This is a genomic window from Niallia yueguangensis (assembly GCF_052663115.1).
The window spans coordinates 177,953-197,202 of the sequence record NZ_JBQTCX010000005.1 but is presented as its reverse complement, the minus strand read 5'-3'; the positions used below and the strand labels follow the sequence as shown (position 1 = coordinate 197,202).

20 protein-coding genes and 1 pseudogene are annotated in these 19,250 nt (G+C 35.6%); 5 read left to right on the top strand and 16 right to left on the bottom strand.

Annotated elements, in window-relative coordinates; genetic code table 11:
* Positions 1–102: 102 nt before the first annotated feature.
* The 6 genes and pseudogenes from ACTYA4_RS07090 to ACTYA4_RS07065 form a co-directional block, all read right to left on the bottom strand.
* Positions 103–249 (bottom strand): annotated as a pseudogene (locus ACTYA4_RS07090) (glycosyltransferase); the annotation flags it as partial.
* A gap of 185 nt (positions 250–434) precedes the next feature.
* Positions 435–875 (bottom strand): oligosaccharide flippase family protein, encoded by a 441-nt coding sequence (locus tag ACTYA4_RS07085; protein WP_443480624.1) that lies wholly within the window; start codon positions 873–875, stop codon positions 435–437.
* A 21-nt stretch (positions 876–896) separates the two neighbouring features.
* Positions 897–1,556 (bottom strand): sugar transferase, encoded by a 660-nt coding sequence (locus ACTYA4_RS07080; RefSeq protein WP_443480592.1) that lies wholly within the window; start codon positions 1,554–1,556, stop codon positions 897–899.
* A 468-nt stretch (positions 1,557–2,024) separates the two neighbouring features.
* Positions 2,025–2,828, bottom strand: a complete 804-nt coding sequence (locus tag ACTYA4_RS07075) for a DUF4097 family beta strand repeat-containing protein (RefSeq protein WP_443480591.1) — start codon at positions 2,826–2,828, stop codon at positions 2,025–2,027.
* Positions 2,825–3,382, bottom strand: coding sequence for an HAAS signaling domain-containing protein (locus tag ACTYA4_RS07070; protein ID WP_443480590.1), 558 nt, complete (start codon positions 3,380–3,382; stop codon positions 2,825–2,827). The genes ACTYA4_RS07075 and ACTYA4_RS07070 overlap by 4 nt, the downstream gene beginning before the upstream one ends.
* Positions 3,375–3,698 (bottom strand): PadR family transcriptional regulator, encoded by a 324-nt coding sequence (locus ACTYA4_RS07065; protein WP_443480589.1) that lies wholly within the window; start codon positions 3,696–3,698, stop codon positions 3,375–3,377. Before ACTYA4_RS07065 ends, ACTYA4_RS07070 begins: the two co-directional genes overlap by 8 nt.
* A 563-nt stretch (positions 3,699–4,261) precedes the next feature.
* Between ACTYA4_RS07065 and ACTYA4_RS07060 the strand changes: the two genes are divergently transcribed.
* The 3 genes from ACTYA4_RS07060 (at position 4,262) to ACTYA4_RS07050 (ending at position 6,363) form a co-directional block, all read left to right on the top strand.
* Positions 4,262–5,143 (top strand): dihydrodipicolinate synthase family protein, encoded by an 882-nt coding sequence (locus tag ACTYA4_RS07060; protein WP_443480588.1) that lies wholly within the window; start codon positions 4,262–4,264, stop codon positions 5,141–5,143.
* 149 nt (positions 5,144–5,292) lie between these two features.
* Positions 5,293–5,982, top strand: a complete 690-nt coding sequence (locus tag ACTYA4_RS07055) for a metal-dependent hydrolase (protein ID WP_443480587.1) — start codon at positions 5,293–5,295, stop codon at positions 5,980–5,982.
* Positions 5,983–6,117: 135 nt separating this feature from the next.
* Complete coding sequence (locus ACTYA4_RS07050; protein ID WP_443480586.1) at positions 6,118–6,363, top strand: YkuS family protein; 246 nt, start codon at positions 6,118–6,120, stop codon at positions 6,361–6,363.
* A gap of 140 nt (positions 6,364–6,503) precedes the next feature.
* Here ACTYA4_RS07050 and ACTYA4_RS07045 read toward each other — a convergent pair whose 3' ends face one another.
* Positions 6,504–7,175 (bottom strand): DUF975 family protein, encoded by a 672-nt coding sequence (locus ACTYA4_RS07045; RefSeq protein WP_443480585.1) that lies wholly within the window; start codon positions 7,173–7,175, stop codon positions 6,504–6,506.
* A gap of 227 nt (positions 7,176–7,402) precedes the next feature.
* Positions 7,403–8,329: a DMT family transporter gene (locus tag ACTYA4_RS07040; RefSeq protein ID WP_443480584.1), complete on the bottom strand. Its 927-nt coding sequence runs from the start codon at positions 8,327–8,329 to the stop codon at positions 7,403–7,405.
* A gap of 387 nt (positions 8,330–8,716) precedes the next feature.
* Here ACTYA4_RS07040 and brnQ point away from each other — a divergent pair, with 387 nt between their 5' ends.
* Both brnQ and ACTYA4_RS07030 read left to right on the top strand, forming a co-directional pair.
* Positions 8,717–10,108: a branched-chain amino acid transport system II carrier protein gene (gene brnQ, locus ACTYA4_RS07035; RefSeq protein ID WP_443480583.1), complete on the top strand. Its 1,392-nt coding sequence runs from the start codon at positions 8,717–8,719 to the stop codon at positions 10,106–10,108.
* 246 nt (positions 10,109–10,354) lie between these two features.
* Positions 10,355–11,806, top strand: coding sequence for a SulP family inorganic anion transporter (locus tag ACTYA4_RS07030; RefSeq protein WP_443480623.1), 1,452 nt, complete (start codon positions 10,355–10,357; stop codon positions 11,804–11,806).
* 162 nt (positions 11,807–11,968) lie between these two features.
* On the opposite strand, the gene nifV is transcribed toward ACTYA4_RS07030, so the two are convergent.
* The 8 genes from nifV to nifK form a co-directional block, all read right to left on the bottom strand.
* Positions 11,969–13,093, bottom strand: a complete 1,125-nt coding sequence (gene nifV / locus ACTYA4_RS07025; protein ID WP_443480582.1) for a homocitrate synthase — start codon at positions 13,091–13,093, stop codon at positions 11,969–11,971.
* A 32-nt stretch (positions 13,094–13,125) separates the two neighbouring features.
* Entirely contained in the window at positions 13,126–13,437 is a 312-nt protein-coding gene (locus ACTYA4_RS07020; RefSeq protein ID WP_443480581.1) for an iron-sulfur cluster biosynthesis family protein, read from the bottom strand.
* Positions 13,428–13,757 carry a nitrogenase-stabilizing/protective protein NifW gene (locus tag ACTYA4_RS07015; protein ID WP_443480580.1) on the bottom strand — a complete coding sequence of 110 codons (330 nt, stop codon included), beginning with the start codon at positions 13,755–13,757 and terminating at the stop codon, positions 13,428–13,430. Before ACTYA4_RS07015 ends, ACTYA4_RS07020 begins: the two co-directional genes overlap by 10 nt.
* Complete coding sequence (locus ACTYA4_RS07010) at positions 13,754–14,527, bottom strand: HesA/MoeB/ThiF family protein (RefSeq protein ID WP_443480579.1); 774 nt, start codon at positions 14,525–14,527, stop codon at positions 13,754–13,756. The genes ACTYA4_RS07015 and ACTYA4_RS07010 overlap by 4 nt, the downstream gene beginning before the upstream one ends.
* Before the next feature lie 26 nt (positions 14,528–14,553).
* Positions 14,554–14,943 (bottom strand): nitrogen fixation protein NifX, encoded by a 390-nt coding sequence (gene nifX / locus ACTYA4_RS07005; protein ID WP_443480578.1) that lies wholly within the window; start codon positions 14,941–14,943, stop codon positions 14,554–14,556.
* A gap of 17 nt (positions 14,944–14,960) precedes the next feature.
* The gene (gene nifN / locus ACTYA4_RS07000; protein ID WP_443480577.1) at positions 14,961–16,247 is read right to left on the bottom strand and encodes a nitrogenase iron-molybdenum cofactor biosynthesis protein NifN; all 1,287 of its coding nucleotides are present in this window, start codon (positions 16,245–16,247) and stop codon (positions 14,961–14,963) included.
* 4 nt (positions 16,248–16,251) lie between these two features.
* Positions 16,252–17,607 carry a nitrogenase iron-molybdenum cofactor biosynthesis protein NifE gene (gene nifE / locus ACTYA4_RS06995; RefSeq protein WP_443480576.1) on the bottom strand — a complete coding sequence of 452 codons (1,356 nt, stop codon included), beginning with the start codon at positions 17,605–17,607 and terminating at the stop codon, positions 16,252–16,254.
* Between the two features lie 105 nt (positions 17,608–17,712).
* Positions 17,713–19,242 (bottom strand): nitrogenase molybdenum-iron protein subunit beta, encoded by a 1,530-nt coding sequence (gene nifK / locus ACTYA4_RS06990; RefSeq protein WP_443480575.1) that lies wholly within the window; start codon positions 19,240–19,242, stop codon positions 17,713–17,715.
* Positions 19,243–19,250: the final 8 nt, after the last annotated feature.

The following is a 19,250-nucleotide window of genomic DNA, read 5'->3' as shown; positions in this document are numbered from 1 at the left end:
CAGTCTGAACGTTTTGCAAATTGTAAATTGTCTACACTCTGACCACTTGTGAAATGAGTGTTCTATAGTAATACATGTTCAAACTGTCCAAAATTAATCAGGAACTCCTCCAACAAGTGTACAAACAACGGGTATTTTTAACGAAAGTGCCTCTATGACAACAGTTGGCATTCCTTCTGTATAGGAAGGCAAAGCAAAAATATCACTAGCAGACAAATACTCTGCTACCCTATCATTTTGAAGCTCTCCCAGGCTGTTGTTAATTAGGATACACACTTGTAATCCATAAAACTTTTATAACCATCTTCCCATCACAAAATTAATAAAGCTTATCGCGGTATAGGTTCACGCAACAACTTCTAATTGATTCGTTAATACAACTGCAAATAAGGTGATGCCGTATAAAAACATAACGGCAGTATCCCAATAAAACGCTATATTTTAGCAGTTTCTATTTTTCCTATTTTTTGAAAAAATAGGTCCTTCTGCAATAAATATAGTGCCTGCTGGCCAATTGGCGCCAATAAAAATAGAAGAGCAATTAGCCTGACATCAGGAGTTAATGCCTCTTCGTCAAAAAAGTTTACTAGAATTGGACTGCTCAGCTGCAAGCCTAAAAATAGAAAAATGCCGAGCACAATATTCAACCAAAACAACGTGGACAGCTGCTTGTGGGATGCTTGTTCTTTTTGAATAATGGCAGATCCTAGGCCAAGGTCCAATATTATTTGTGAAAACATAATAATCGTCGTAAGCATGCCGACCGTGCCAAATTCATGAACAGTTAAGGTATTTCCAAGCAGCCAAAATTGCATTATTTGTATTACTGTAATAATAATGGTGGAAAAACTAGTCCACTTCGCACCATTTGTTATTTATTTTTTTACAGAGAACAATTAACGAGCACCTTCTCCTGTTAAAATAACCTTTATTGTTTTAACTAAAATTTTCAGTTCTAATTTAAAGGTTAAATTACCTATATATTCCATATCATATTTTAGTTTTTCTTTTGGTGTGATATCGTAACCACCATTTACTTGCGCTAATCCGGTTAATCCAGGCTTTACAATAAGACGATTGGAAAACCCAGCAATTTCACTGTCGAACTTCGCTGTAAAATAAGGTCTCTCAGGCCTTGGGCCAATAAGGGACATATCTCCTTTTAATACAGATAGTAGTTGGGGCAATTCATCGATTCGCGTTTTTCGGATAAAAGCACCCACTTTTGTCACCCTTGGATCATTGGCTTCTGCCCATTTAGCGCCATCTTTCTCAGCATCATTTCTCATCGAACGAAGCTTGATTAAATTAAAATATTTGCCTCCTTTTCCTACTCTTTGCTGTACATAAAAAGGAGATCCTGGCGTTTCTATTACAATTAATACAGCAAATAACAGCAAGATTGGTAAGGAAACAACAATACCAATTGTGGCTAAAACGAAATCCAACGCTCTTTTCACATACAAATAATATTCCACTTGTTTAGGCAAGGATATTTTAGAAGCTTGGACGAACGAATAATCGTGAAAGACATTGAAACTCTTTTCTTCACGCATAATGCTTCACCTCATAGATTCAATTGATGTAATGGCAAACCTTTCTGTTAAGTATAGGCGGTGATTATGTAGGAATCGTTTAGGAAACATAAAAGAATGGTAAATGTTTGTAAACTTTTTTGAAGAATGTTACAGGCAGGTAACTTCCTTTCGATTTAAGGGGATAATAAAAAAAAGGCTGTTTTCGTATAGATTGTTGCTTTTAAACGCGCAGCCTGAATACACTTCGCTTTCCGTGGGCGAGCGTCGAGCCTCCTCGTCGCATACGCTCCTGTGGGGTCTCGTCTTTCTCGCATTCCCACAGGAGTCTACGTGTATTCAGTCTGCTGGATACTTTTCTCTCATTTTTTCACGTAAAAAACAACAAACATTTAGAAAACAGCCTAAAAAAAAGAGGCTTCTATTAGAGAAGACCCCGAGTGTACATATTGCTTATTTTTCATGTAGATAAAAAATACTTGTCAAAATCTATTCATGTGTTACTTCAATACTTCCATTACTTGTTTTTAACTTAATTAAATATTCTCCTTTTCCAACTACAGTATGATCATCATTCTTTCCAAAAACATCAACACTTCCATTATTTGTATCTATATCAAAAGTTGCATTTTTAGGCTCTTTTTCTGATTCAATTGTAATGCTTCCATTATAACTTCTGAGATTAACATCCCGGTCTAAATGATCTGTCAGCAATTCAATTCTTCCATTACTAGTTTCTCCGTTAACAGTTCCTGTCACATCATTTAATAAGATTCGTCCATTATTTGTTGTTGCTTCTACATCACTTGCTGCTATCTTTTTTAATTCTATTCTGCCGTTAGATGTATGAATATCTGCCTTGGTCACGCTAACATCCTCAACATCTACTCTTCCGTTTAAATTGGTAATATTCAGCTTATCGTATTGCTTTGTAGGAAGATATACTTTCATCTCCAATGTTTTATAGAAGAAATTAAACATAACTAGCTGCGGTTGACTATGCCTTAACTTGATGTTTAATCTTTTCCCTTCTATATTTGCAGTAAAGTTCAGCTTGCTGCTTTCTTGTTTTATTCCGTTCAGTTCTACCGTCGCTTTCATATCTTGTGTAGGGATAACCTCAACTTTTGCATCATCGGAATCTATATAGATTTCATTAAAATCAGTACGTTCTATTACTTTTGTTTCTGCTACTGTTTGTTTTGCCTTTTGCTGTTTAAAGGTACTTGCAGCACCTACTAAACCAACTATTAATAAACAAGCAGCAAAAAGACTTAATTTTTTTCTATTCATTTTCTCAACCCACCTTTTACTAGTGATGCATTAAACTTTAAATAACGGACAAATACTCGAATCAACACTTTTGTAATGATTTGCATTCCCATAAATAGAAATATTCCTAGACCACAATAGGCTAATGAAAGAAAAAATGAAAACCACTGAAGGGAAACGGAACTGACTATAATATTGACAAAAATAAGCAACGGTGCAAAAATTCCTATAATACTAACAAGCCACCCTGATAAAATAACAGAAACAAGTGCAATAAAAGGAGCCAATACAATCATCAAATTAAAGAAGCCTAAACCAATCACTGCCCATAATGCGCGCATAATATTTCCTAGTGATGCGGCATTTCCTACTTTTTCAATATGATAGTTCGCTAAAATTTCTTTTGCAATTGTTTTTGGCGACCCTAAAGTGGCGGCTATTTCTTCTTCTGTTTTCCCCTCTTCTTCTCCAAAACGAAAATGTTCTTCATAATCTTGTAAAATATCTTCTCGCTCCAATTTTTTCAAATTCTTTAACTGAGAAGATAATTCGTTTAGAAATTGTACTTTATTCATAATTAACTCCTTCTTTTATTAATGTATTAACCCCTTTTGAAAATTGGTTCCACTCTTCAAGAAGTTGATGCAGATACTTTCTGCCTTTATCTGTTAATGCATAATACTTTCGCGACGGACCTTCTGTTGATTCTTGTAAATAGGTTGTAAAATACTCTTCTTTTGTCAACCTTCTAAGAAGGGGATAAACGGAACCTTCTGATATCTCAATTTGATCAGAAATTTTTTGTACCAGTTCATACCCATAACGATCCTGTTTATCTAAAAGAACCAGTACGCATAACTCTAAAACACCTTTTTTAAATTGAACGTTCAAGAAACAGCCTCCTTCCTTGCTTTTATTTCGGTACTATATAATGTGTAGTACTGGTTTATACTAAATATTTCCTAATTTCAATATAACACCTACTATTGTTCAATGCAAGGTACTGAATAAAAAATAATTAATATATGGCATTAGCAGCTCCACCAAATCTCAAAAGAAGTCTCCTCTTTTTAATAAAAATTCCTTTCATTCTATCGTTCATTTTGTTCCATTAATAGCTGGGGTTTCAGCGTCCTCTTTTATTTTGGCTGTTTTCGTAAAGAATGTCGCTTTTAAACGCGCAGCCTGAATACACTTCGCTTTCCGTGGGCGAGCGTCGAGCCTTCTCGTCGCATACGCTCCTGTGGCGCCAGAGTCTTTCTCGCATTCCCACAGGAGTCTACGTGTATTCAGTCTGCTGAGTACTGCTTCTCCCATTTTTTTCCGTGAAAAACAACAAACTTTGAGAAAACAGCCTTTATTTTCAATCATTCAAATATCTAAATTATTTTATATCGATTTAAGAAATGTATTAATATAGGTACTATATACTTTTTTTGCAAGGAGGAAAAACCATGAAACATCCATTTATCCCTTTTAGCGTAGCAATGGTTACCCCGTTTTCTTCTAAAGGCGAACTTGATTTTGAAGGAATTTCATCGTTAATTGACTATTATAAAAAACAGGAAGTTCCAGCTTTGCTTATCAGCGGCTCAACAGGTGAACAACATTCGATGACGATCCAAGAACGATGCGATTTCTTTTCAGCAGTAAAACAAGAAGCAAAACAAGATTTGCTTCTGTACGGTGGAGTGGCAGCTGTGCAAACAAAAGATGCTGTCACACTTGCTCGTGCTGCTGATAAAGCCGAACTAGATGCGATTATGCTAGGTTTTCCGCCATATGTAAGAATCAGTCAGCAGGAAGCATTTCACTATGTAAAAGCTATTTGTGCCGCTACCTCCTTACCTATCATGCTTTATAATAACCCACCGCGAACAGGCTTTCATTTAGAAACAAATACAGTATTTAAGTTAGTAGAAGCATTTCCGCAAATTAAGGCATTAAAAGAAGCAGGTGATCCCACTACAGTAAAAACAGTAAAGAAGCAACTTGGCGAAGACTTTATGATCCTATCGGGAACTGATTTAGCACTAATAGAAAATGCTGAATTCGGATATGATGGCATCACCAGCATTATTGGCAATATTTTTCCGAAAGAAGTGCAACCAATAATTACAGCATTGCAAAAAAAAGATAAAGCAGAGGCGACTAAATTATTTACACCTATAAAACAAGCAGCATCTGATATTATCGATCTTGGAGCATTGCGCACCATTAAGTATTTATTAACCTTAAAAGGAGTACACGCAGGAATCTGCCGAGAGCCTTTATCTACTTTAAATGCAGAAGAAAAAGAATTAGCCGCTGCTAATTTGCAAAAAATAACAACATAAGAAGATGCAGACTAATATTATCTATTTAAGGGCATATCAATAAAGATGATACGTTTATACAATAAGCTGAGGGATATATTCGATTTTTTTCGATTCAATGCTAGTTGATTTTTAACATTCTAATTTCTGTATGAAGGAGATGTTCGTTTATGAAAATCACGTTTCATGGCCAGTCGACAATCGAAATTTTTACAAATGGAAAGTCCCTTATCATTGATCCATTTATAAGCGGGAACCCATCAGCAAAAACAAAAGTTGAAGACATCAAAACAAACGCCGTTCTTTTAACACATGCACATAAGGATCATATATTAGATGCTGCACCAATTGCTAAAGCAAATAATGCACCTGTTATTGCCAATCCTGAACTTGCTGCCTATATGTCATGGAAAGGTGTCAAAACGATCGGCATGAATATTGGTGGTACGTTTGATTTAGGATTTGCAACAGCAAAAATGACACATGCTTTTCATAGCTCTGGAATAGTTGATGAAGAAAATCACAACATTTTATACGGAGGTATGCCTAGTGGGTATATTATTAAAGCAGAAGGTTATACCATCCTTCATGCAGGTGATACCGGCCTTTTTAGGGATATGAAAACTATCGGGGATAGACATCCTATTGATATCGCCTTCCTCCCGATAGGTGATCACTACACAATGGGACCAGAAGACGCAATTCAAGCTGCTGAATGGTATAACGCAAAACTTGTTGTTCCTATTCATTACAATACGTTTCCTGTTATAAAACAAGATGGCGAAGCATTTGTGAAAAAACTAAAAGAACGCGGCTTAACAGGAAAAGTATTAAATATTGGAGAATCGATTGAATTATAAGCTTACGTTAATTTTCCGTTAAATTGAATAAAAAAACTAGGATTGTATCTAATTCTACATGTTCTCTTCTTCAGATTTTTTTAAGAATAATTTTCTTTCCAAATGGAAAAGTTAAATTTGGAGGAGGTGTTACATATGGCAAAAGTTGGAGTGGAGCAATCTCTATCGAATATTTCAGAAGCACTAAAGAATAAAGGCTATGATGTAGTAGAACTAAAACAGGAATCTGATGCAAATGGATGTGACTGCTGTGTCGTTTCAGGCGGTGATTCTAACGTGATGGGCATGCAGGATACCGAAATGCAAGGATCTGTTATTGAAGCAAGCGGGCTTTCTGCAGAAGAAGTTTGCTCACAGGTTGATCAAAGAATTGGTAAATAATCTTATTATGTTCGCAATCAAAAAGGGACTTCTAGGCAGTCGAAATAACCGGCTTAGAAAGTCCTTTTTCTATTTTTTCCTAAATATTTAAGGAAATGCAGCTTAAAACATCTGAGCGTATACTTAAGATATATCTAACATCATATTAATTCTGAATCTAGATTTTCTTTATCTGCTATTACCTCATCGTAAAAAGCTGCTAATGATGCACTAATATATGGAGCTAACCATAAAAAACCAATACCAATTGTTATTAAACATAATATCGCCCATCCGATAAAACTAAGATTTAAAAGAAAATATTTCCATTTATATCCTTTCATTCTTTTTCTGCTCTCTGTAATGGCCTGGGTAACTGTATATTCCGGATGATCTTTTAGCAGGAAAAACGTTTGAGAATACGCGAAACTTTTTATAATTCCAGGGATAATAAATAATAAGAACCATAAGAACAGAAATATTCCTTGTACGATAGATGCCCATATTAGTTTTAACGAGGTTTTTACATCTTTATAAACAATAAATACATCCGCTATTTGGGCAAAATCCTCTCTCATTATCCTTAAATAAAACCAAGTATAAGCTATGCCTAATGGAATTAGGATAATACTAATGACCGTACTAGCAATGCTTGCTCCAATTGGGATATCCTTTTGCAAAATCCAATTAGAAAAACCTCCACTTAACGGAGCCTCCACAATTGATGGCAATATGGCATTTATTAAAAAAACAATAACGGTTAATAAAACCCCTTTCCCCCAGTTTCCACTTAACGATGCTCTAGCTGTTCTTTTTAATTCTGAAATACTCAATCTTTAACTCCTCCTTTAAAGTTAATTCATACCATAACATAAAGGATTTTGTTTCTTAACGCAAAAAAATTCTCTTGTTAGGGTATGTCAAGATTGTCTCTGTTTTATTTTATTTTTATACCTCTATAATTATTCTAAAAATTAGGAAGTTACAATTTTGAAAAGAAGGTCCTGAAAAGGTTAAAAATATTCTTTTGAATACAATAAAAGCAGCGAACTAATGGCGTTCACTGCTCCAATGTATTACGTATTAACTTTTCAGGTTGACTACTTGCTGATTTTTTCCACTGTGTACCTTTCTTAAAAAAGGCAAATAAATAACATCCAGCTATAACAACGATGCTTCCAGCTCCTTGTATCCAAATCATTTTTTCTCCTAAAATTAAATAAGCAAGCATTGCTGTAAAGATTGGATTAAAATTCAAAAATAGTCCGCTTGTTGTAGCGCCAATTTTCTGTACCCCGATATTCCATAAAACCATACATATTACAGTAGACAAACCTGTAAACAACATGGCTAAAATAAAAGAACTATTTATGTTCTTTACAGTAAAAGTTAGTATATTAAATGGTAAAATAACGATTACACCAAATAAGCCTGAATAAAAGGTAGACATTAACGGACTAATATTTTTTGTCATTGCCCATTTGCTGCAAACAGAGTAAATTCCCCAAATACAAACCGCACAAATCATATACAGATCTCCTGTATTTAATTGAAAACTCACTAATAACTTCATATTTCCTTTTGTCAGCACTAAAATCACGCCTAAAAAAGACAATAACATCGCAAATATTTGCAAAATATTTATTTTTTCTTTTAAAAATAAAAAAGAACAAACGGCAATCGTCATCGTATTTAATGTAGAAATTAACCCAACATTTGTTGCTGAAGTTTTATGCAATGCCACAAATTGTAGTAAATTAAAAATGACAACACCTGTTAATCCCATCAAAAACAAAGGAAAAATAGCTCCTTTTGGAGGCAGTAGCCTTTTTTCTTTCCACCATACTAATGGCAACAGGCACAAAACGGCAATAATCCACCTTAAGCTAGTTAATGTCATCGGCGATGCGTGACCAACAAGTAACTTTCCAATTACAAAATTCCCTCCAAACAATAAACTCGTTATAAGCAAAAATAAATATGCCATATCCTTGTTCTCCTTTTTTCATACCTTATCAATGACATACATAATCACGAAATCATTACTAATATCTTACCACTTTCATCTACTAAACTATATAAAGTTTTATCTGTAAAATATGAAATTCAACAAACTAACAATATATTAGAAAAGTAAGAAAAAACACAATAAACTTTTAAATTGACGTGTATTTAAGAGCTTGTTACTATTTCTCCTAATAGATCGGTAAATAAAACGGATCGGTTAAAACTTTCAAAACACACATTAAAAATTCCTTAACTTTACTTTTTCGGAATAATTTCCATAAAAGTCTTTTGAATTGTTATACACCATAATTTCGCCGTTTATCAACGATAAGGGTGTACAGAATATCATCATATGTGGAGGTCAGCTATGAAAAAGAACTTATCCTTTTCATCGTATTTAGTTATCGGAACCATGTTATTCGGTTTATTTTTCGGTGCAGGAAACCTAATTTTCCCTGCGCAATTAGGTCAAGAGGCCGGAAGTCACGTTTGGATTGCCATTCTAGGATTTTTAGTTACTGGAATCGGACTTCCTTTTTTAGGAATTTTTGCGATGGGGATTTCAGGAAGCAACAAATTACAAGATTTAGCAAGTCGTGTTCATCCAGTGTATGGTCTTGTTTTTACGATAGCCTTATATTTAACCATTGGACCATTTTTCGCATTGCCGCGAACAGGGACCGTTTCTTATGAAATAGGGATTTCCCCATTTCTTGATCCGTCACATTACCAGATTGGATTAGCGGTTTTTACAACGCTTTACTTTTTAGCAGTACTTTGGTTTTCATTAAACCCAGCTAAAATAATCGTTTGGGTCGGAAAAGTTTTAACACCTGTTTTCTTAGTGTTTCTTGGTGCTTTAATCGTTACAGCAATTGCAAATCCTGTCGGTACAATCGGAGAACCGCATGGCGTTTATGCCCATCAAGCATTTTTTAAAGGATTTACAGAAGGCTACAATACAATGGATGCCCTAGCTTCACTAGCTTTTGGAATTATTGTCGTACAAGCTGTCAAAGGCTTCGGCGTAACAAAACCCGCACAGATTGTAGCTGCTACTGCTAAAGCAGGGTTAATCGGTGTACTGCTCATGGCTGTAATTTATGTAAGTGTGGCTTATATGGGAGCAACTACAACAGAAACTTTTGGATTATTTGATAATGGCGGACAAGTATTTTCTCAGTTATCGAAGCATTTCTTTGGCCCATTTGGCAGTATATTACTTGCAATCATCATTATTCTTGCATGTTTGAAAACAGGGATCGGTTTAACAACAGCTTGTGCTGAATGCTTTCATCAATTATTCCCTCGTATTTCTTATAAAATGTTTGTCATTTTATTCTGTGTCTTTTCAGGTGTGGTTGCCAACGTTGGATTAACAAATATAATTAAATTCGCTGTTCCTGTGTTGGTGATGCTCTATCCACTAGCCATTACATTAATGTTTCTCACCTTTTTATCGCCGCTGTTTAAACATCGTCGTGTCGTATATGTTATAACGACATTATTTACAGCTGTAATAAGTATCGTTGATGGCTTAAATGCAGCAGCTGTTAAATTAGAAACAGATGCATTGTCCTTAATTGACCCAATCACAGCTTTTTTTGCAAATAACTTGCCATTATACAGCGAGGGACTTGGCTGGGTAATGCTTAGCATGACAGGACTTGTACTTGGTTGGATTGTGAGTCTCATTACAAAAAGAAAAGCCAGTATACAGAGTAATAGTAATTTTTCACGAAAAGCGTCTACCAATTAAAGAGGTAGATGCTTTTTTGGAATAAAAAGAGTCGAAGTAATTATAGAAGCATTATCGTCCGTCACTCCTATTTCTCTTACTCATTGCGTCGCTACCAAAGTATACCACTTGTTTATTTTAATTGGTTACTATCCCCTGGCCAAAGATATTCCTTTTTAGAAAGATTCATGATAAACTTTTTTAATATTCATTGAACGTCTATTATTAGGTGTAAGATCTACACTACTTGTTTATGGGGTGACTAAATTGTTAGAAAAGATTAAAAAAGATTGGTTTTCCAACACCCGAGTAGATATTCTCGCGGGAATGGTCGTGTCACTTGCATTAATTCCCGAGGTTATCGCATTCTCCATTATTGCAGGGGTGGACCCAATCGTTGGTTTGTATACATCCTTTTGCATTGCGGTTATTATTTCATTTGCTGGCGGAAGGTCTGCCATGATTTCTGCTGCTGCTGGAGCAATGGCTTTAGTTCTAGGACCATTAGTCAAAGAGTATGGACTGCAATATTTATTTGCGGCAACAATTTTAACTGGAATTATTCAAGTTATTTTTGGTGTATGTAAAATTGCTAAATTAATGAAGTTTATTCCACGTCCTGTAATGATGGGATTTGTTAATGCACTTGCAATCCTAATATTTGCAGCACAAATTCCTAGCTTTTGGGGCATTTCCAATATTACCTACATATTTGTTGTTCTTACTCTATTAATCGTATATATATTGCCAAAATTTATAAAATCCGTTCCAGCACCATTAATTGCGATTATTATTTTAACAGCCGCAAGTATCTTTGGTGATATTAATATTGGTACAGTTGGAGATTTAGGAGCAATCACTCAAACATTGCCAACTTTTCTAATTCCCAACATCCCTTTTTCTCTTGAAACGCTTGCTATTATCTTTCCATACTCAATTGCACTTGCCCTTGTTGGCTTATTAGAGTCATTACTAACAGCAACGATTGTGGATGATGCAACAGGAACAGACAGCAATAAAAACAGAGAAGCACGTGGGCAAGGAATTGCCAATATCATTACTGGTTTCTTTGGCGGTATGGCTGGATGTGCGATGATCGGTCAAACTGCTATCAATATCAAGTCGGGGGGACGAACAAGACTCTCTACTTTGGTTTCCGGGCTATTTTTATTACTTTTAATCCTTGTATTAGGAGAATTAGTCGCGCAAATTCCAATGCCTGTACTTGCTGGAATTATGATTGTGGTTTCCATTAGTACATTTGATTGGTCTTCTTTTTCTTATTTAAAAAAAGCGCCCAAAACGGATGTACTTGTCATGTTAACAACTGTATGCATTATTGTTGCAACACACGATTTATCAAAGGGAGTTATTGCAGGTGTTATTTTAAGCGCTATATTCTTTGTAGCAAAAATCTCTAAAGTTCGAGTAAAGAAACAAAACAATCATACTTATGCTGTTGAAGGTCAGCTGTTTTTTGCATCAGTGGAAGATTTTATCTCTGCTTTTAACTTTCAAGTAGAACATAAAACGATTACCGTTGATTTTTCCAACGCACGCCTTTGGGATGATTCTGCGGTTGGAGCACTTGATAAGGTAGTGCTAAAATATCGAGAAAATCATAATAAAGTAAAGATACTCGGCCTTGATGCCGCAAGTCAAAAAATTGTTGATAAACTCGCAGTTTTTGATGATCCAAATTCTAAATTATCCTCTTAAAAGATTTATAAATAATAGAAGAAAAAAGATGAATCTTAGAGCTGATTCTTCTTTTTTCTTTCTCCAACTTCCCATTTGATGAAAATTAATTTTGCTTTTTTAAGCGATAACAAGCAAAAAAGGAATGATATCAGATCATTCCTTTCAATAATTTACTCTTCTCTATGTATTTAATTGATTAAAAAAAGTTTTTAGATCTGATACCTCAATCGCTTTTTTTGTTTCACTTGTCAGCATTCGAACATAATCTATTATATCTTGCCCTTGTTGTTTGTTAATATGAATTCCTTCTTTTTGTAAAAAGTAAACAATCGACGCCAAACCAGAATGCTTTCCTAAAATAAAATGATGTGTACGGCCTACCTCCATTGGATCAAATGTTTGATACGTATCGCTATGTTTTAACAGTCCATCCACATGTATTCCTGATTCATGAGTAAAAACCTTCGAACCAATAATTGGCTTATCATCAGATATCTCCCTGCCAGATGCTCGGCTTACTACTTCTGCCATTTTATGAAAATGAGTAGTATTTACATTTAATTTTCCATTATAAAGATGTCGCCAACCCATTGCCACCTCTTCTATAGGAGCATTCCCTGCCCGTTCTCCAATTCCGCAAATAGTAGTACTTGCCCACTTTGCACCTGCAAAAAGAGCAGAAAGAGTATTGGCAGTTGCTAAACCAAAATCATTATGACAGTGAATTTCCAGTTCGATATCAGCCCGACATTCCTTCATTATTTTTTGCACATTTATTTGGGTTGTGATTGGATTTAAAACCGATACTGTATCTGCATAACGGAATCTTGTTACCCCATCCTTATATAAGGTGTTTATTAGCTCAATTAAAAAAGAAAGACTTGCCCGTGAAGCATCTTCAAATCCGACTGACACACACAAATCAAAGGACTTTGCATAATCAACAGCACGTTGAATGAGCAGCGATATTTCCTGCCGGTTTAACCTTAATTTGTGATACATTTGAATATCAGAAGTTGGGATAGAAATATGAACCCAATTTACACCTGCTTGTCTAGAGGCATCAATATCTTGTTTCACTGCACGATTCCATGTGATTAATTGAATCGGCAAATTCATATCAACAATGGAATGGATAACCTCTTGCTCTTCTTTCCCCATCGCAGGTATTCCAACCTCTGCCTGCTCTACCCCAGATTCAGATAATAATTTTGCTATTTGTCTCTTTTCTTCAGCAGTAAAAACAACACCTGCCGCTTGCTCTCCATCTCTTAATGTTGTATCGCAAAATTGAATATACTCCACTTCTATTCCCCCTCTCTTTTTTATAATCGTTTTTAAAAACAAACGGTAGAACAACTAGAACAGTCTGAAATTGCATTCATGATAAACAACCCTTCTTTTCCATCCTGTACCGTATAAAAGATTGTCATTTCTTCTAATAGTTTACTAGAATCATCATCTAAAAATATTTTCAATCCTTCTTGTTGGATAATCTTATCAGAAGGCAATTCTTCACTTTCCCAATATAGTTGAAAATCTACTTTATCTTCTGCAGGCATCGCTTTAATACGCAGACCCATTTCCCTATTATCTTGCTGCTCCATCAGATCCAGTACTTTTTTTACTGCATCTTCCGTTATTTGCATGATTGATCAGCTCCTATTTTTTTTATTTGATCAAATGCATAAAATGTTCCGTTTTTTTGATAAAAAGTTGGGAAAAACTTCTGTCTCATCGGAGTTGGTTTTACAAATTCATTATAAGCTCTAATGAGTAGAGCCCTTTGTACATTCCAAACTTCTTTATCTGTGGAATCAGCCTCAAGATACCCTTCTTCCTGCAAATAATTTCGGAAAGTTTTAAGGATATGCATGCGAGATACATTTAGAATTTCCAGATGATATGGTACACGATAAAAATCAAAAAAATCTTCTGCATCATATAGTTCTTTTAATGGGTTTTTCATGCATTTACTTCCTCCTTTTTTGTAGCACAATGTTTACATGAAGGATTCCGTTTTAACGAAAAAATACTGGATTGAAACTGCAATGAGTCCAATCGAAATAGTTTATTATAATATGGCTCTCCAATCCCTGTTACTATTTTTGTTACCTCTATCGCAGCTAAACATCCTGCAATTCCAGACGTTGCACCTAATACTGGAAACCCCAACGGCTCCCAACTTTTATCTCTTTCTGGAAAAATACAAGCTAAGCAAGCTGTTTCATTCGGTTTAATTGTTGTAAGTGAGATTTCAAAACCAGACATTGCCGCTTCTACCATTGGTTTACCTATATCTACACACAACTGGTTTAAAGCATATCTTTCAGGAGGATCATAACGTGCATCCACAACAACATCTGCCGCCTCTACTAGTGAATAGGATGATTCATAGGTAATTTTATGAGAATACGCTTCAATTTCCACCTCTGGATTAATTCGTTTTAAGCTCTCGATTGCACATGGAATTCGTTCGGTTCCTAGCTTTTCACTGTCCATTAATATTTGTCGGTTTAAATCAGGCAGCACGATATTTCCTTCATGTGCGATTATTAGCTTTCCAACCCCTGCGGCTGCTAAATAAATGGCTGTTGTTCCTCCTAAACCACCGATTCCCGCTATAAATACTGTTGTATTTTTTAGTTTCTGCTGGCCTTCTTTTCCTAAGAGCTTTAATTGTCTGCTATAGCGATTTGATACATCCTGACTCCCACTTTGATAAAGCACCGAATTCATATCCACTCACCCCATTCTAATAACTATTAAAATGTACGTTCTTTTTCAACTTTACTATTCATTGCTTTTACTAACCATAATGGAGGATTTGTTTGTAACATTGTAAGTAACCGATCTAATTGTTCTTGGATAGATGTTCCTTCTTTTACTTTCACTGGCATAATTTTATTTCTTGTAACACGTGCCGCAGCTGTTGGACCTATTTGATTAATAAATAACAAAGTACAATCCATCACAATGTTTAGCCGTTCTTCGATTCGGTCACTTTCATTATTATCTTCCTTATACTTTATGACTCTTGTTGCCAACTTCTCGTATTTGTCTTTTGTCACTTCATAAACATCAAAGGCTTCAGAGTATCCGAAATGCGTATTCACATATATTCCATCTTCTGTAGCAAATGCCACTTTAATCATCTCTTTCACTTCCATTCCTATTTGATTAAATTCCCCAACTTAATAATTGTTTCTGTCGTCCCCCGATATCCGACACTTGTGATTAACGAACTGCCTATTTGGTGGAAAATTGGAAATCCCATTGGCATAAACGGAATATTCATTCGACTTGCTCCTTGCTCCCCATGAGAATTACTAATCCACAAGTCTGCTCCTATCGCCATTTTTTCTAAATCGTCCAAATCCCCTATTGTGATTTGCTCCTCTAGTTTAGACAACGAGTCTGTAGGAAATGTTGTCACTAATCCGGATAATGTTATTCCTAACTCCTTACATACGCTTATTACGGAATAAAGATGATCTGGCTCCAATGCAGCAACTATTTTTTTCCCTAAAAAATTAAAATGAGCATCTAATAAACAATCTACTAGATTATCTCTTTCCCACCGATAAAAGGGGGAAACAGGCTTTTCACTAAGTGTTTGTAAAAAGGAAAAAAATGCATCATTCGCTTCAAGTCCAGATAAACTAGTAAATACTCGATATGGAATACTAGCAGACTCTTCTAAAATCTGAGCAGCATTTTCCATACTTGCTCCAACTGCAATGGTAAATTCTGAAGAAAGCATTTGCTGTAGTTCTTTTACAGATATACCTCCTTGAGATAGAGGGGAATATCCTTTTGTAAGAGTTCCTGCAAGTGAAGTGGATAAATCCGGTGCTGTTATGACACTTAATCCAAAAGATGCAAGAATCCTTTTAATTTCCATCACATCTCCTGGCGTCAAATGTGCTCCAGGAATAAAGTTTATTTGATTTTTTATCTTTTTTACTGGATGACTATCTTTTGTATATATAATTAACTCCTTTAGCATTGCTTCTACCGTTAATCGATAACCGGACTCTAGTGATCCTTCAAAATCCGGCAAAGCAACTGGGAATACAAAGCAATTTGACGGATTGGTCTCTTTTACATAGTTTTTTATGTTTCCCTTTATGTCATCACCAGCGGTTTCCGTTAAACCTGTACTTAAAACCGCTATAATGGATGGTTGATGTTTTTCCATCACCACATCCAGTGCTTCTATCATGCTTTGTTCAGCGCCAAAAATAATGTTCATTTCTTGCAAAGCTGTTGTTTGTACAGAGATAGGTTCTCGATAATGCTGCGTCATTAATGCTTTAATAAAAGCCGCACAACCTTGTGACCCATGTACAATTGGAATTGCTCGGAAGAATCCTTGTAAAGCCAATACTCCACCTAAGGTTTGACTGACTTTTAAAGGGTTGATGGCTAATTTTTTTTCCTTTTTTAAAATAACCATACCTCTAAAGCTCCTTCCATGGCGGCTGAATTTGTATTTTCTCCCAAATCGGATTTTCTAGAGTATAAACAAGCTGTTCCGCTAACCTTTTTAATCCTACATATCCAGCATAGGCATGATGCCTTTCTTGATTGATATCGATAAATGGAATATGTTCCTTTAAAGCAACATACATATTACGTCCGCCCGCAATAATGATATCCGCATTCTCTTTACGGAATGTTTGCAATATTCTTTTCGCCCCACCGGACTCTATTAATTCCACATGATTTTCAACACGTTTTCTTATTCTTGCAATATCTTCTTTCGTACTTTTATTTGTACCAACACCTACTACGTCAATGCCAAGCTCTTGCAAAGCAGTAATAATAGACCAGCTCTTTACACCACCTGTATAAAGAATGGCTCGTTTCCCTTTTAATTTCTTTCTATAAAACAGCAGCTCTTTATCTAATTTTTCTTCTTCCTCTTTTGTAAAGTGATGCACACGAGTTATTAGATCTCTATCGTTTAATAAATAGGCAATCGTTTTTAATGACAATGTTGTTTCTGTTGCTCCATAAAAGGATCCTTCAAAATAAGGAATTTCATATTTTTCTTCCATTTTTCTTGCCATATTTATTAATGCCCGGCTGCATACCACCATATTAACCTTTGCTCTATGTGCCCAACGAATTTCATTAAACCTTCCGTCCCCTGTAATTCTTGATAAAATTTTAATGCCAACTTGATCAAATAAAGCTTTTATATCCCACATCTCACCGGCAATGTTGTATTCACCGATTAGATTAATATCCCATTTCGATTCCACAGGAGGCAACCCTGTCCCTATTACATAATCCAATAAAGCCTCACCCGCTAGTCTGTTTCCAAGATTTTTACTGCCGACAAATCCTGGACTATTAACGGGAATGACGGAAACGCCTAATTTTTCTGTTTCACTGCGGCAAATAGCATCTAAGTCGACTCCAATTAAAGCTGTAATACACGTTGAATAGACAAAAACAGCAGGAGGATTAAATCTTTTTACAATCTCTTGGATAGAGTCTCTTAATTTTTGTTCTCCTCCAAAAATAATATGTTGCTCATTTAAATCAGTCGTTAATCCGTATTGATAAAGATGAGAACCTGAGCTTAAGCTTCCTCTCGCTTCCCAGCTATTACCCCCACACGCAATCGGACCATGAACGAGATGCGCTGCATCAACAATCGGCAAAAGGGTAATTTGCGCTCCATCAAAAGAACATCCTCCAGCAGCTTCCCCTGGCTTAGGTCTTGCGCAGCCTTTATTACGATCGGTTTTAGACGCATTGTGTTCACATGCTGGTTCTTGTAATGCATCTACCACATAATTTTTCACATCTCCACCGCCCTTTGTAAACTAATAGTCAGTGAAGAGCTGCAACTCCCCACTGACTAACTATTTTTCTTTATTTCCTATAGAATTTGATAACGACAATCCCCATTATCTAACAGTATCAAAACTATGACCAGGTGCATTATCATCTAATTGCTGTAATAGAGTATTAACGATTAACGTTAGTAAATTTAATGTACCTTGGTATCCAATAATCGGATAACGGTGCATATGATGACGGTCAAAAATAGGGAAACCTACACGAACCAATGGAATGTCAGCATCTTTTGCACAATATTTCATATGTGTACTTCCAATCGCAAAGTCAACTGGTTCTGTTAATAATAAAGAACGCATATGCCATAAGTCTTTGCCGATATGAACTTTCCCTTCTATTCCATAAGGGCTTGCTTTTAAAAGGGCCTCTGCTTCTTCTAAAAATTTCTTATCTCCATTTGTACAAACAATATGCACTGGTTCAATTCCTACTTCTAAACAGAAGGAAATTAAACCTAATAATAAGTCAGGATCTCCAGCCATTGCCACTCGTTTTCCATGTAGATATGGATGAGAATCCGTTAAAGCATCTACTACACGTCCTCGTTCAATCTTCAATTCTTCTGGAATATCCTTTCCAGTTGCTTCTTTAATATTTTTTAGCAGCTGATCTGTATTTTTAATCCCAATTGGAGTAGACATTTCAACTGTATCCTGCTTCCACTTTTTACCAATATATTTAGCAACTTTTTTCGTAGAATATTTTTGCATAAGGAGAGTAGCATTAGCATTATGCGCTTGTGCCACATCTTCTAATTTTGTACCACCGTAATAATAGCTGTATTCTCCATTTGCAGGAGAATCTAAATTGCCACTATGATCTCCTAAAATGGTATAATCAACATCCATTAGACTAAGGATTCTTTTTAATTCTTCAAAGTTTCCTGTGTAAGTATCAAACCCTGGAATAATATTTAATTTTTCATTTGGTGCTTTATATGATAAATCCCCTTTTTTCTCTGAAAGATACTCTAATATAGAACGCATCATGGCATCATATCCAGTTAAATGTGATCCAACAAAACTTGGCGTATTTGCATATGGAACAGGAAACTCCTGATCAATTGCTCCTTCAATGCGAGCATTTTCAATAAAGGCGCCTAAGTCATCTCCAATAACTTCTGCCATACAAGTCGTACTCACCGCTACCATTTTTGGTTTGTACAACGTAGTACTATTTTGTAGTCCTTCTATTAAGTTTCTCATTCCTCCAAAAACTGCTCCATCTTCCGTCATAGATGATGATACAGCAGGTACCGGTTCTTTAAAGTGACGAGCAAAATGACTGCGGAAATATGCAACACACCCTTGTGAACCATGCACAAATGGAAGAGTTCCTTCAAAACCTAATCCAGCAAGTACAGCCCCTAACGGTTGGCATGCTTTAGCAGGATTTATCGTAGCTGCTTCCCGTCCGAAATTCTTTTCTTTATATTCTTCTGTTTTTAGAAAATCAATCGTTTCTTCTACCTCTTGTGCAGAACAGGCCGCCTCAAATACTTTTTTATTTTCTGCCTGCTTTACATATTTTTCTGATTGAAACAATGTATTATGGTCTTTAATTTCAATTTTTTTTGTCATCTTTTCCC

What these genes read in the sequence shown, in the direction of transcription:
- ACTYA4_RS07080 (WP_443480592.1), bottom strand. Translation starts at nt 1,556, where the DNA reads ATGCGTGAAGAAAAGAGTTTCAATGTCTTTCACGATTATTCGTTCGTC.
- ACTYA4_RS07075 (WP_443480591.1), bottom strand. Translation starts at nt 2,828, where the DNA reads ATGAATAGAAAAAAATTAAGTCTTTTTGCTGCTTGTTTATTAATAGTT.
- ACTYA4_RS07070 (WP_443480590.1), bottom strand. Translation starts at nt 3,382, where the DNA reads ATGAATAAAGTACAATTTCTAAACGAATTATCTTCTCAGTTAAAGAAT.
- ACTYA4_RS07060 (WP_443480588.1), top strand. Translation starts at nt 4,262, where the DNA reads ATGAAACATCCATTTATCCCTTTTAGCGTAGCAATGGTTACCCCGTTT.
- ACTYA4_RS07055 (WP_443480587.1), top strand. Translation starts at nt 5,293, where the DNA reads ATGAAAATCACGTTTCATGGCCAGTCGACAATCGAAATTTTTACAAAT.
- ACTYA4_RS07050 (WP_443480586.1), top strand. Translation starts at nt 6,118, where the DNA reads ATGGCAAAAGTTGGAGTGGAGCAATCTCTATCGAATATTTCAGAAGCA.
- ACTYA4_RS07040 (WP_443480584.1), bottom strand. Translation starts at nt 8,329, where the DNA reads ATGGCATATTTATTTTTGCTTATAACGAGTTTATTGTTTGGAGGGAAT.
- brnQ (WP_443480583.1), top strand. Translation starts at nt 8,717, where the DNA reads ATGAAAAAGAACTTATCCTTTTCATCGTATTTAGTTATCGGAACCATG.
- ACTYA4_RS07020 (WP_443480581.1), bottom strand. Translation starts at nt 13,437, where the DNA reads ATGCAAATAACGGAAGATGCAGTAAAAAAAGTACTGGATCTGATGGAG.
- ACTYA4_RS07015 (WP_443480580.1), bottom strand. Translation starts at nt 13,757, where the DNA reads ATGAAAAACCCATTAAAAGAACTATATGATGCAGAAGATTTTTTTGAT.
- ACTYA4_RS07010 (WP_443480579.1), bottom strand. Translation starts at nt 14,527, where the DNA reads ATGAATTCGGTGCTTTATCAAAGTGGGAGTCAGGATGTATCAAATCGC.
- nifX (WP_443480578.1), bottom strand. Translation starts at nt 14,943, where the DNA reads ATGATTAAAGTGGCATTTGCTACAGAAGATGGAATATATGTGAATACG.
- nifN (WP_443480577.1), bottom strand. Translation starts at nt 16,247, where the DNA reads ATGGTTATTTTAAAAAAGGAAAAAAAATTAGCCATCAACCCTTTAAAA.
- nifK (WP_443480575.1), bottom strand. Translation starts at nt 19,242, where the DNA reads ATGACAAAAAAAATTGAAATTAAAGACCATAATACATTGTTTCAATCA.